The 13,085-nt window shown below is 69.9% G+C and carries 11 protein-coding genes; all 11 read right to left on the bottom strand.

Translation table 11 applies throughout. From position 1 onward, the window contains the following. Positions 1–11 precede the first annotated feature (11 nt). Positions 12–728 carry an ATP-dependent Clp endopeptidase proteolytic subunit ClpP gene (gene clpP, locus OEB96_RS06690; protein ID WP_266214613.1) on the bottom strand — a complete coding sequence of 239 codons (717 nt, stop codon included), beginning with the start codon at positions 726–728 and terminating at the stop codon, positions 12–14. Between the two features lie 393 nt (positions 729–1,121). Next, a complete protein-coding gene (gene tig, locus OEB96_RS06685) occupies positions 1,122–2,636 on the bottom strand; it encodes a trigger factor (RefSeq protein WP_266214612.1) in 1,515 nt (504 codons plus the stop codon). 180 nt (positions 2,637–2,816) lie between these two features. Next, on the bottom strand, positions 2,817–4,013 hold the full coding sequence (locus tag OEB96_RS06680; RefSeq protein ID WP_266214611.1) for a trans-sulfuration enzyme family protein: 1,197 nt from the start codon (positions 4,011–4,013) through the stop codon (positions 2,817–2,819). 5 nt (positions 4,014–4,018) lie between these two features. After that, a complete protein-coding gene (locus tag OEB96_RS06675; protein WP_266214610.1) occupies positions 4,019–7,270 on the bottom strand; it encodes a tetratricopeptide repeat protein in 3,252 nt (1,083 codons plus the stop codon). A 15-nt stretch (positions 7,271–7,285) separates the two neighbouring features. Next, positions 7,286–8,662, bottom strand: coding sequence for an acetyl-CoA carboxylase biotin carboxylase subunit (gene accC, locus OEB96_RS06670; RefSeq protein ID WP_266214609.1), 1,377 nt, complete (start codon positions 8,660–8,662; stop codon positions 7,286–7,288). Beyond that, positions 8,659–9,192 (bottom strand): acetyl-CoA carboxylase biotin carboxyl carrier protein, encoded by a 534-nt coding sequence (gene accB, locus OEB96_RS06665; protein ID WP_266214608.1) that lies wholly within the window; start codon positions 9,190–9,192, stop codon positions 8,659–8,661. The genes accC and accB overlap by 4 nt, the downstream gene beginning before the upstream one ends. Positions 9,193–9,221: 29 nt before the next feature. Then, positions 9,222–9,806 (bottom strand): type II 3-dehydroquinate dehydratase, encoded by a 585-nt coding sequence (aroQ, locus tag OEB96_RS06660; RefSeq protein ID WP_266214607.1) that lies wholly within the window; start codon positions 9,804–9,806, stop codon positions 9,222–9,224. A 119-nt stretch (positions 9,807–9,925) separates the two neighbouring features. Further along, positions 9,926–10,285: a roadblock/LC7 domain-containing protein gene (locus OEB96_RS06655; protein ID WP_266214606.1), complete on the bottom strand. Its 360-nt coding sequence runs from the start codon at positions 10,283–10,285 to the stop codon at positions 9,926–9,928. A 135-nt stretch (positions 10,286–10,420) separates the two neighbouring features. Then, positions 10,421–11,230: a hypothetical protein gene (locus OEB96_RS06650; RefSeq protein WP_266214605.1), complete on the bottom strand. Its 810-nt coding sequence runs from the start codon at positions 11,228–11,230 to the stop codon at positions 10,421–10,423. A 16-nt stretch (positions 11,231–11,246) separates the two neighbouring features. Beyond that, positions 11,247–12,389 (bottom strand): 3-dehydroquinate synthase, encoded by a 1,143-nt coding sequence (gene aroB / locus OEB96_RS06645; protein WP_266214604.1) that lies wholly within the window; start codon positions 12,387–12,389, stop codon positions 11,247–11,249. Continuing rightward, positions 12,386–12,973, bottom strand: coding sequence for a shikimate kinase (locus OEB96_RS06640; protein ID WP_266214603.1), 588 nt, complete (start codon positions 12,971–12,973; stop codon positions 12,386–12,388). Before OEB96_RS06640 ends, aroB begins: the two co-directional genes overlap by 4 nt. Between the last annotated feature and the right edge of the window lie 112 nt (positions 12,974–13,085).

The following is a 13,085-nucleotide window of genomic DNA, read 5'->3' as shown; positions in this document are numbered from 1 at the left end:
CGCGGCCGGGTCTAGGTCCCCTTCATGGCGGAAGCCTTGGCAGGACTTCCGGGTCTCGCCAGGACTTCGTCAACCAAACCGTAGCCTTTGGCCGTCTCTGCGTCCATGAATTTGTCCCGGTCGGTGTCCCGCAGAACCTGCTCGACGTCGATGCCACAGTGATACGCCAGGATCTCGTTGAGGCGAGCGCGCAGACGCAAGACCTCCTGGGCCTGGATCTCGATGTCGGTGGCCTGACCCTGCGCCCCGCCATGGGGCTGGTGGATCATGATGCGCGCGTTCGGCAACGCGGTGCGCTTGCCGGCAGCCCCGGCCGCGAGGATCACCGCAGCCATCGACGCGGCCTGGCCGATGCAATACGTCGCGACGGCCGGCCGCACGTGCTGCATCGTGTCGTAGATCGCCAGGCCCGCGGTCACCACGCCGCCGGGCGAGTTGATGTAGAGGCGGATGTCCTTCTCGGCGTCGTCGGACTCGAGGTAGAGCAACTGCGCGATGATGACGTTGGCGACCTGATCGTTGATCGGGGTGCCCAGGAAGATGATCCGATCCTTGAGCAGCCGGCTGTAGATGTCCCAGGAACGCTCGCCGCGGTGGGTCTGCTCGATGACGAACGGGATGTTGGCGTAGGCATCGGCCACCGAGGAGGTGGGCGACGCCACCGCGCCCGGAGGGCCAAAGGGGGAACCGGCTGGGAAGTAGGGATCGAAGGGGTCGCCGTGGCTCATCGGGGTGGTGTCCGTCCTTCAGGCAGGAGGCTGGGAGAGGGCTTGGCTCTGCGTAGGCGACGTCACTCCACGCCCGTGGGAACGAGCACGAAGGAATGGTCCGCACGGGACCGATTCATGTGCCCGGCATGGCTCCGCCGCCTCGCTATGGTGTACGCGCCGGCCTGGTGATGCAAGTGGCCCGCGGTGGGGCCGACTGGCCTGAATCACCCCAAGGAGGGCCTCGAACCGTGTTTCTCATGAAGAAGCCGGATCGCGGCCGTCCGGCTGGGGAGGGCGGCCCCGCCCACATGGGTAGGGCAGTGCGGAAGCTCGCGGATCGATCACCTCCCGTGGCCCACGAAGCACCCGTAGGCCCGGACGACGAGGGGCGCCAACCCCGGGCTCCGGGCTCTACTCGCTGCCCTTGGCCTCGCCCTCGGCGCTTCCCTCGGCCGCCGCCTCACCACCTTCAGCCGTCGCCGCGCCTCCGTCGGCCGTCGCCTCGACCTCGGACGCATGCGCGTGGTCGTGGTGGTCGTGGTCGTGGCCGTGGTCATGGTCATGATCGTGGTGGTGGTGATCGTGATCATGATCGTGGTGATCGTGATCGTGATCCTCGGGCGGATCTTCGGCCTCGGTGATCTCCGCCTTGCCCATCAAGAAGTCGAGGATCCTCTCCTCGCGCATCTGGGCGCGCATCAAGATGAGCTGCCCGTTCTTCTCCATGCTGGCGCGCATGCGGGCCAGGTTCTGCCCGCTCTCCTCGGCCTCCTTGGCCAGCTCGGCCTCGAAGTCCTCGTCGGAGACCTCGATGGCCTCGGTCTTGCCGATGGAATCGAGCAAGAGGTACGCCTTGACGTTGAACAACGCCTGCGGACGAAAGCGCTGGGCGAGCTGATTCTCGGTCATGCCGAGGGCCGACAGTCGCAGCCCCTGGTTGGCGAGCTGCCGCTTGGTCTGCTCCACCTGCGCCGCCACCTCGCGGGCCACCATCGAGGGCGCGGGCTCGAACGCGTTGCGCTCGAGCAGCTCGACCACCAGGCGGCGCCGGGCCTCGCGCTCGGCCTCCTCACCGTCGGCCTCGCGTAGCTTGGCCTCGATCTTGTCGCGCAGCTCCTGCAGCGACTCGGCATCGCCGGTGTCGCGGGCGAACTCGTCGTCGAGCTCGGGGAGCACCTTGACCCGAACCTCGCGCAGGCCGAGCTGGACCACGGCCTCGCGGCCCCGAAGCTCCTCGCGCATGCGCTCGGCCGGCGGGGTGAAGCGCAGGGTTCGAATCTGGCCCACCTGATCGAGCCTGGTGTCGAACATCGCGGCCGAGAGCCCGGGAACCACCTCGTTCTTGGTGGAGCCGATCTCGACCTGCACGTCCTTGCGGTTGATCCGCTGGGCGCCGATCTGAGCGTCGACGTCGACGGTCCACACGTCGAGGGGCTGGGTGATCTCACGGGTGGTTCCCTCGGGCAGCTCGCGCAGCTCGGCGAGCTCCTCGCGCTTGCGACCGATCTCCTCGTCGACGAGCTTGGGATCGGCCTTGGCCGGACGCCGTCGCACGGGCACGCCCGTGTAGTCGTTGGGCTCGATGCGCGGCGGGACCTCGAAGCGCGCCTCGTAGGTGAAGGGCGCGCCCTTGTCGAGCTGACTGGACTCGAGCACCGGCTGGGTCAGCGGCGTGGTGTCGTGGCGGGTGACCGCGTCCTGGAAGGTCTCCTGGACGATCTCGTGGGCCAGCTCCTCGCGCACGCCCTTGCCGAACATGCGCTCGAGGACGGCCGGCGGCACCTTGCCAGGGCGAAAGCCGGGCAATCGGGCGCGCCTACGCAGCTCGCTCATCTTGCTGGAGAGCCGGCTCGAGACCTCCTCCCAGGGGATCTCGACCTTGACCCGACACTCGACCTCGCTGATCCGTTCGATGCTGCTTTCCATCGCTCGTGCTCGAAAGTTGGGGGGGAATAGCAGTGCCCGCCACCAGGCACAAGTCGACCCCCCGCGGTCCGCAGGTGGCCGTCGGGGTGCCGCCATCGGGCCTCGCGGCGTGTGCGCGGGTTGCCGCGGGTCGACGGGCCTACCGCGGCTCGAGCCCAGGACGCCGTGAGCAGAGCCGCGTCAGCCCTCGCGCAAGGCCGCCAGCGCATGGCGTAGGTCGGCCTCGAGGTCCTCGGGATCCTCCACGCCCACCGAAAGCCGCACCAGGCCTTCGCCGATGCCGATGGCCGCTCGCTGGTCGGGGGACAGCTCGAAGAAGCTCATCAGCGCCGGCTGTTCCACGAGGCTCTCGACCCCACCGAGGCTGGGGGCGAGCTTGGGGATCCGCAGGGCATCGACCAGGCGCGTGCCAGCGGCGAGACCTCCGTGGAGTTCGAACGACACGACGCCGCCGCCGCCCGAGAGGTAGCGCGTGGCGTTCTCGTGGTCCGGGTGATCGGGCCGCAGCGGGTACCACACGCGCGCGACCGCGGGATCCTCGGCCAGCACGTCGGCGAGGCGGCGCGCGGTGGCGTTTTGGTGGCGGACCCGCAGGGCCAGGGTCTTGAGGCCACGCAGCAGCAGGTAGGCGTTGTGCGGATCGAGCACGGCGCCGGTCATCCCCAGGAACTCGCGAATCGCCGCCACCAGCGGAGCCCGGCCCACCACCACCCCGGCCAGCAGATCGTTGTGCCCGCCGAGGTACTTGGTCGCGGAATGGATCACCAGATCCACGCCGTGGGCCAGCGGCTGCATGTTGATCGGGGTCGCGAAGGTGGCATCGATGATGGTCTTGACCCTACGGGCGGACGCGGCCTTCACCACCGCGGCCAGGTCGAGCACGCGCAGGTAGGGGTTGGTGGGGGCCTCCGTGAGCACGATGCGGGTCTCGTCGCGCATCGCGTCGATCACGGCCTGGGCCGAGGGCTCCACGATGTCCACGCCCACGCCGTAGCGCTCGAGCACCGAGCGAGCGAACACCCGGGTCTTGCGGTAGGCATCGCGAGTGAGCACCACGTGCTGGCCCTGGCGCAGCATCGCGAGCAAAGTGGTGGTGATGGCCGCCATGCCCGAGGCCATGAGCACCGCCGCCTCGCCGCCCTCGAGGGCGGCGAGCTTGGCTTCGGCTCGCTCGACGGTGGGGTTGCCGTAGCGTCCGTACTCGGCCGGACGCTCGCGACTGCCCTCCATGTAGTCGACCAGCTCGCGCGTGTCCTCGAACGGGTAGGCCGTCGCGTGCACCACCGGGGTCGTGAGCGAGCGATCGCTGCGCACGGCCGGCTCACCGCCGTGCACGGCCAGGGTGGAGGGACCGCGGCGCTCCCGAGTGTCGCTCATGGCGGTTAGAACCCGAGCGCAGCCAGGCGCTCGTCTCGGTCGCGATAGCCCGGCGCCACCGTGAGCAGCTGCTGGATGGCCGCCTCGGTGTCGCCGACGACCTCGTAGAGCACGCCCAGCTCGTAGGCAGCCTCCGAGGCCTCGGACGGGGTCGACGCCAGCTGCACCGCTTCCTGGAGGTCGGTGATGGCTTGGTCGGTCTCCCCGCGATGCAACCGCAGCGCCCCCAGCAAGGTCAGCGCCCGGGCCCGCCACTGGGGATCGCGAGCGGCTCCTTCGAACTGTGTGATGGCTTGATCGACCAGGCCCATCTCGCGGTAGGCCACCCCCAGGTCGAAGGCGGTCGCGGCATCGACCGACTGACCCTCGGCCAGGTTGGCACCGGGCGTGGACTCATCGGTCCGAGGCTTGGCCTTGGGCTTGGATGGCTCGGCAAAGATGGCCGAGAGGTAGTCGTCATCGTCGTCGTCGTCGTCGAAGCTCACCAACGGAGCCGCGGCCGCGTCGTCTTCCTCGTCGAGCGCCACCAGATCGTCGTCGTCGTCGAGGGCCTCGGGCAGGTGCGGCTCGGGCTCGGGCTGCGACGCCAGGGGTTCCGGCTCGGGCTCCCCGAAGTCCGGCATGAGATCCAGCTCCGGCTCCGGTGCCGGCTCGGGCTCCCCGAGGTCCGGCATGAGATCCAGCTCCGGCTCCGGCTCCCCGAGGTCCGGCATGAGATCCAGTTCCGGCTCCGGTGCCGGCTCGGGCTCCCCGAAATCCGGCATGAGGTCCAGTTCCGGTTCCGGCTCCAATTCCGGCTTCGGCGTCGGCCTGGGGCTCGACGTCAGCCCGAGCTTGGGCGTCGGCTTGGGTGCGGGCGTCGGCTTGGGTGCGGGCGTCGGCTTGGGTGCGGGCGTCGGCTTGGGCGCGGGCGTCGGCTTGGCAGGCGCCGCCACCGGCTTGCCGCGGAACTTGGCGATCTGCGGATGCCCAGGATACTGCGCCTCGAGATCGTCGAGCGCGGCCTCGGCATCATCGTCGAGGCCCTGATCGACGTAGAACCGAATCTCATCGAGTTCATCGGCAAGATCCGGCCAATCCTGGGCGGCCTCGGGCTCCGGCTCGAGTTCGGGCTCCGGCTCGAGTTCGGGCTCCGGCTCGGGTTCGGGCTCCGGCTCGGGTTCGGGCTCCGGCTCGAACTCCGGCTCGAGTTCGGGCTCCGGCTCGAACTCCGGCTCGAGTTCGGGCTCCGGCTCCGGCTCGAACTCCTGCGCCGACGCACCGAGCCGGACCGAATCGGTGAGATCGGGGTCGAGGTCGATCGCCTGCGTGGGCGCGCCATCCCCTGCCCGCTGTGCGGGCTCGAGGTCGAGTTCGCCGTCGAATCCCTCGTCGAGATCGACCGGCTCGAGCTCCTCGGCGGAGTCGCCCAATGGAGGGATCGGCGTCACCTCGTCCTCCATCGGCACCTCGATCGCAGGGCCCAGGTGACTCGCCACCGGCACCGGCTCGTCCGCCTCGAGCTCGATCGGCGTGAACGGCTGGGTGCTCGGATCGACCTCGATCGCATCGTCGTCGTGGGCCGACACCAGGTTGGCCTTGGGCTCCCCCCCGAGATCGAGCGCAACCCCAGGCGGCGACCCCCCGTCGTCGAAGCTGGTGAGCAGATCGAAGGCCCCGCTGTCGCCATCCTCCTCGGGGGGCGCGAGCCGACCGGGCGTAGCCGGGCGCAGGGTGACCGCGGGCTCGGGCAACGCCGCGGCCAGCGTGCGCTCGAGCGCCGCCACGCGCGGATCGTTGGGCACGAGGCTGCGTGCGCGCCCGAGGTGCTCGCGCGCCAGCTTGGGATCGCTGGGCGTGACCTGCTCGACCACGTTCAGATGCACCTGAGCCGCCTCGCCCTCACGGCCGAGCTCGGTCAGCGCCTGCGCCTCGATGGTCAGGGCTCCCACGTGATCGGGCTGCTGCAGCAGCGCCGTGCGCACGTGATCGAGCGCGTGCTCGAACAAGCGGTACTTGATGTAGACCTTGGCCTCGAACAGGATCTTGTCGAAGTCGGTCATGCCCTCGGTATCGGGCATGACCACGTCGGCCTCGACCTCGGAGAGCACGCTCTGGGTGAGCGACGGCTCGGTGGAGGGCAGCGCCTCGACCTCGACCGTGCGCCGCACGCCGGGAGCCGAGCTCGCGGCACCGGGCAGATCGACCGGCCCCCTGGGCTCGGGCTCGACGTCATCGACCTCCTCGACGACGAGGTCGTCGTCATCGAGCTCGACCAGATCGTCGTCGTCGACCTCCTCGACCTCGCCGATCGGCTCGGGAGGCGCGGGCTCGGGAGCCGGCGGGGGCTCGGGGGCCGCCCTGCGCGGCTTGCCCTCGAGCGCGGTCAGTGCCTCGCGGAACTCGGCGTGCCCCGGCCGCCACTCGAGGCCGCGTCGCAGGATGCGGATCGTGTGCTCGCGCGCCTCGGGACCCTGTGCACGCAGCGTTCGCGCCAGCTCTTCGAGCGCGCTGATGGCCTTCTCGGGCTTTTGCAGCACCATGAAGGTCTCGGCGAGCAGCTCGATGCCCTCCGCGTCCTTGGCGTTGTTGCGCAGCAGGCCATTGAGCTTGACCAGTGCGCGACGAGGATCGCCGAGCTGGAGATAGACCCGAGCCAGCTCGCGCACGGTGGGGAGGTCGCCGTCGTCGTGGTAGAGCAGCCGCTCGGCCACGCGTACGTAGTCCTCGGGACGCCCCAGCAGGCGCAGCTGCTCCCCCGCGGCGCGGAACGCCTCGACGGCATCCTTGGTGCGCTTCTCACGGGAGTAGAGCTCCGCCAGACGCAGCCGCCGATTGACCGCGGTGGGATCGGCGTCGGCCACCAGCTTGTAGGTGGCCAGCGCTTCGGGGATGCGACCGGCCTGGATCTGGGCATGGGCCACCCGCTCGTAGATCGCGATGCCGTCCTGGGTGTGGCCCACCTGGAGGTTCAGCTGGGCCATCTTGGCCTGGATGTCGAGGCGCGTCGGATCGAGGTTGACGACCTGGCGGTAGACCGCGAGCGCCTTGTTGTGCTCCTTGGCCTCGACGTAGTACTGCGCGACGCGAATGTAGCGCTCGACCGCGCCTGGCTTGTCATCGCATCGAACCAGGCAATCGGCCCACATCAACCACGCCCGAACGTCCTTTGGATCGTTCTCGACGATCGCCTGGTACTCGCGCGCAGCCTTGTCGTGCTGCCCCTTGGCGGCATATCGCTCCGCCCGCTCGTGCGCCTTTGGCTTGCTGAACGCCACCGAACCTCGCGTACTCTAGTTCTGATCCTCCGCGACCGCGAGGATTGCGTCTGGATCGAGGTTGGATTCGAGGAAATGAGTGTCGTAGCGGCCGCCCACGAAGGCGGGCTGCCTCATGATCCAGCGGTGGAGGGCGGTATTGGTCCGGATCCCCTCCACGACCAGCTCCCCCAGCGCGCGCCGCATCCGCGCGATCGCCCGCTCCCGCGTGGGGGCATAGGCGATGAGCTTGGCCAGCATCGAGTCGTAGTGCGCAGAGACGCGATAACCGTGGTAGACGTGGCTGTCCACGCGCACCCCGTAGCCCCCGGGGAAGTGGAGTGCGGTAATCACCCCCGGCTGCGGCACGAAGGTGACCGGGTGCTCGGCGTTGATCCGGCACTCGATCGCATGCCCCCGTGCGCGATGCTCGCGATGCAGGTGCGCCAACGGCTCACCCGTGGCCAGCCGGATCTGCTCCTGGACCAGATCCACCCCCGTGATCATCTCGGTCACGCAGTGCTCGACCTGGATCCGGGTGTTCATCTCCATGAAGTAGAACTGGTCGCCGTCGAGCAGCATCTCGACGGTTCCCACGGAGTGGTAGCCGATGGCTTCGGCGGCCTTGACCGCCGCGGCGCGGATGCGGCGACGGGTGTCCTCGTCGAGGTTGGGCGCCGGTGCCTCCTCGACGACCTTCTGGTGCCGCCGCTGGACCGAGCACTCGCGCTCGAGCAGGTCGACCACGTTGCCGTGCTTGTCGGCCACCACCTGCACCTCGATGTGACGCGGGCTCTCGACGTAGCGCTCCACGTAGATCGAGCCGTCGCCGAAGGCGGCCTGGGCCTCTGCCTGGGCCATCTCGACCATGGCCGGCAGCCGGGACAGGTCGCGCACGATCTTCATGCCGCGACCGCCTCCACCGGCCGAGGCCTTGAGGATGACGGGCAGCCCGATCTCCTCGGCCGCGGCCACCGCCTCGTCGGCGCTGCCGAGCACGCCCGTCCCGGGCAGCACGGGAACCCCGGCCGCCTGCATGGTCTCGCGTGCCTGCACCTTGTTGCCCATCAGCCGCATGTGCTCGGGCGAGGGGCCGATGAAGTTGAGCCCGCACTTGCCACAGACCTCGGCGAACTCGGCCCGCTCGGACAAGAAGCCATAGCCCGGGTGAACGGCGTCGGCCCCGGCCAGCTCGGCCGCCGCGATGAGGTTGCGGATGTTGAGGTAGCTGTCGGTGGCCGCACCCGAGCCCACGCACAGCGCCTCGTCGGCGAAGCGCACGTGGAGCGCGTCCTTGTCGACCGTGGAGTAGATGGCCACGGTGCGAATGCCCAGCTCGCGGCACGCTCGAATCACCCGCAGCGCGATCTCGCCGCGGTTGGCCACCAGGACCTTGCGAATGGGCTGAGTCACGGCTTGCGCACCCGGAACAGCTTGGTGCCGAACTCGACCGCTTGCGCGTTGCCGACCAGCACCTCCTCGATGATGCAGGCTTCCTCGGCCTCGATCTCGTTGAAGAGCTTCATGGCCTCCACCACGCACACGGTGGTCCCGGCCTCGACTCGATCGCCGATGTCGACGAACGAGGGCGCATCGGGCCTCGGCGCGCGATAGAAGGTGCCCACGAACGGCGAGGTGATGAACGCCCCCTCGGCCTCGAGCTCGGGCTCGGGCTCGGGGGTGGACGGAGGCGGGGGCACGGACGCCGCGGGCTGGCTCGCGACGGCGGCCGCCGGGGCGGGCGCCGCCGCGGGGGCCCCGGTCACCACGGGGGTGGCGGCCACCATGGGCACGGTACCGGGGGCGAGATCACCACGGCGAAGCAGCACCCGCTGGTCGCCGCTCTCGATCTCGATCTCATCCAGCTCGTAGCGCTTGAACACCTTGGCGAGCTCGCGGATGTAGTCGAGGTCGGGCAGGTTCTGGTCCCTTGACTTGGACATGAAGGCTCCGTGGACGGGGGCAAGAGGAGTCAGGGAAGCTCGGGGAGCGAGGAAGAAAGGGTGCTCGGCCCCAGCGTGGGCTGGTCCGAAGGCCGTTCGGACGCGCGACCGGACAGCAGCTCGGCCAGGTGACGCAAGGCCAGATGGTACGACGACGGGCCCAGGCCCATGATCACCCCCCGGCATGCCGCTCCCGTGAGCGAGCGATGGCGCAGGGGCTCGCGCGTGTAGAGGTTGGAGAGGTGGACCTCGACGGCAGGGACGGTGAGGGCCCGCAGGGCATCGGTGATGGCGACCGAGGTGTGCGTGTAGCCGGCCGGATTGATGACCACGCCGTCGCAATCGCGACGCGCCTCGTGCAACAGGTCGATGATCGCCCCCTCGCCGTTGGCCTGCCGGCACCGCACGCGCAGGCCAAGACGCTCGCCGAGCGCCACGAGCGACGCATCGAGGTCGGCCAGCGTCTGGCGGCCGTAGACCTCTGGCTCGCGGTCGCCCAAGAGATCGAGGTTGGGCCCGTGGACGACCAGCACGCTCGCAGCGGAGGCGGTCATGAGTGCGGCGGTATTGTGGAGAGGATCGCGCAGCGACGCCAGCCCCTGGGGCACCCCCATGGGGACGAGGATTTGCGCATAGTGCGCAAGCACGCACGTCCCCCGCGTCGGGGGTCGGATTGGGGACGGGCGGGCCAGCCAGGATCACTGAATGCGAAGCGACGAGATCGTCGCAACGCTCACAGCTCGGAGCTCAGCTCTGCCGCGTTGCTGCGAAGCAACCAGCGGCCCTTCCCGAAGTGAGCCCCGTCGTGCATCACCACCGCGGCGAAGTACTCCTCGGAGAGCACACGACACAGCACGGTCCCGGCCTCGGCCTTGACCGTGATGTCGCTGACCTCGCCCATGTCGAGGGCCTTGGCCGCGCGGCGCAGCTCCATGAAGCGATACGAGAATTCCATGGCCATCTCTTCGATGCCGGACTGCTCGTGCCCCTTGGCGAGGTACTGCATGACGGCGATGCCGTCGAAGCCCATCAAGATGGCCCCCGTCGCACCGGGCGTCTCTTCTACGATCTTGCGGAGGGTGTCGAAGAGCATGGGATTTGGTCGAGCTCGGGCGCCGGGCTCGCGGGGCGATCTTGTCAGACCCGGGGGCAGAAGGTCAAGCGCTGGGGGCGCATGAGGCCCGGAAGGCTCGAGAGGCCCACGTTCGGGGACCTCGCGCCGAAGGGCTCATCCGGGCCCGTCGATCGTGCCCGAAGGGCCGCTCGAGTCCGAAGAGCCGCTCGAGTCTCCGCCGCCGTCGGAGGAACTCGAGGCGGGCGGTGCACCGCAGATGAATGGTTGGGGCGGGACGTCTTGGACCCCCAGGCAGTTCCCGGCGTAGATCTCCGAGCCAGGCTCGCACTGGTCGTTCGCGTTGCAGACGCAGGACCGCACCAGGCATCCGTTGCACAGCCGCACGGGAAACGAATAGAGGCGGGAATCGATCACGCCCACGTTGCCACTGGCGTTGCCGGTGCGAGTGGCGTGGAACACGATGTCGAACGTCACGTCGTGGAAGCCCTCGGTTGGGACGGCGGCGGGCAACGCCTCGACGAGCTCCGCGGACATCAGCTGGACCTGCGGTACGTACAGGCCGCCCGGCCCCAGCGAGTCGGTGGCGATGGGCAGCGAGTAGGACAGCTCCAGATCCGCCGGCAGGCGATCGAGGATCTCCTCGGGGAAGTGCGCGGTGATGTCGATGTCGGGCTCGAGCTGGAGCTCGGACGGCTCGACGCCGCTGTTGCTCCCGCCGCTGCCCTGCGCGACGAGATTGTTGCGCAGCACGGGCAAGAGCGTGTAGCCGTAGCCGCTGCTCGCGTCGGCCAGACCACGCACGAGGATCTCGTCGCTGCCGGCGTCGATCATGCACTCGTCGTCGTCGGCCGCGATCGCCAGCGAGTTCAGGACGATCAACGATTCCTGCTCGATCCGGCAGCCATCACCGCCACAGCCCGCGAACAAGCCAGCGACCGCCAGTCCTCGTACCAACCGCTTCATCTGACGCCAAAGCGTATCAGCGCGGCGAAGCATCCCGCAACAAAGGCAAGATCTCGGCGGGCGGCAGCGGCAGGGTGCGGGGCTCGCCGAGGCCCGCGAGCCCAATGAAGGTCACCGTGGCCCCCGCGCGCTTCTTGTCGTTGCACAGCACCCGCTGCACCGCCTCGCCCTGCTCGCCATGGAGCCATGGATCGAGCTCGGTGGGCAGGCGCAGGGCGGTGAGAGCCGCGACCACCCGCTCCTCGAGGCCGGGCTCGCACAGGCCCTTGGCCACGGACAGGCGCGCGGCCGCGCGCAGGCCCAGCCCCACCGCCTCGCCGTGACGCAGCGCCAGGCCGGAGGCCGCCTCGATCGCGTGCCCCACCGTGTGGCCGAGGTTGAGCACCACGCGGCCCTTGCCGCCACCCGCCAGCTCGAGCGGATCTCGACTGACGCACGCGGCCTTGAGCGCCACCGAGATCGCCACCAGGCGAGGCAGCAGCACCGGGTCGCGCGCATAGAGGGCCTCGGTGTGCTCGCACAGCTGCTCGAAGTGCTCGACCGAGAACAACGCCCCGTGCTTGAGCATCTCGGCCAGGCCGCAGCCGAGCTCGCGATCGGGCAAGGTCTGGAGCACGTCGGTGTCGATGAGCACCGCGCGGGGAAAGTGGAACGCCCCCAGGAGGTTCTTGCCGCCCGGCAGGTCGACCGCGACCTTGCCTCCCACGGATGCGTCGACCTGGGCCAGCAGCGAGGTGGGGCACTGGATGAAGTCGATGCCGCGCATGAACAGGGCGGCGACCAGGCCGGCGAGGTCGCCCACCACCCCACCCCCCAACGCCACGACCACGTCGCGGCGGCCCAGGCCCGCGGCCACCAGCTCGCCGACCAGCTCGAGCAGCACCTCGGGGCGCTTGCTCGCCTCGCCGGGCTCGACGGCGCGGGTGATCACCGACAGGCCGGCGGCCTCGAGGCTCTGCCGGGCCACCGTTCCGTAGAGCTTGATCACGTTGGTGTCGGAGATGAGGGCCGCACGCCCGGGCTCGCGGCCGCGAGTGGCCTCGGTGCCGAGGCGCGCGAGCAAGCCCGAGCCCACCCTCACCTGGTAGCTCAGGTCCTGCGACGGCACGCGCACGTCGAGCACCAGCGGCTTGGTCGAGGACGAAGGGGATGTGGTCATACCGCCTCGCTGTCGGGGAGGGGCGTGGCGCCGCTCAGCCCCGCGGCCGCGCGCACGCGAGCCGCCACGGCAGCCGGATCGCCGTGACCGTCGACGCGCCGGGCCCCCGCTCGGTAGATCGAGCCGCGCGCGGCCAGCAGCTCGGCCACCCGCTGGCGCAGGCCCCCGGGCTCGCCGTCGGCATCATCGGCCAGCAGCGGCCGCGCTCCCTCGTCGGCCGAGCGCTCGACCAGCAGCCGTCGCACCAGCTCCTCCACGCTCACCTCCAAATAGATCCGTAGCCCCACGCGATCCATGGCCTCGCGGTTCTGCCGCCGTAGCACCGCCCCGCCGCCGGTCGAGACCACGACCGTGCGCTCGGCGAAGCCCGGCTCGGCCAGCAGCGAGGCCAGGGCCTCGGACTCGGCCTCGCGAAAGCCCGCCTCGCCGCGCTCGGCGAACAGCTCGGGGACCGTGGCTCCGAACAGCCGCTCGATGCGGGCATCGAGGTCGCAGAGCGATGCCCCGAGCTCGTCGGCAACGACCCGACCGACCGTGGTCTTGCCACAGCCCATCATGCCGGTGAGGAACAGCGGTCGCTGCATCCGCTTCAAGCCTGCGACGACCGGGCGTCGCGGGCAAGGGGGTCGGGTCCCTCCTCATGCCCCGGACCGCCCTCGGGATCTCGCTTCGGTGCTCCGGGGCCTCGGCGGGGCC

The sequence above is a fragment of the Paraliomyxa miuraensis genome (genome assembly GCF_026337845.1).
GTDB lineage: Bacteria > Myxococcota_A > Polyangia > Nannocystales > Nannocystaceae > Paraliomyxa > Paraliomyxa miuraensis.
This window is presented reverse-complemented; position numbering and strand designations above follow the sequence as displayed.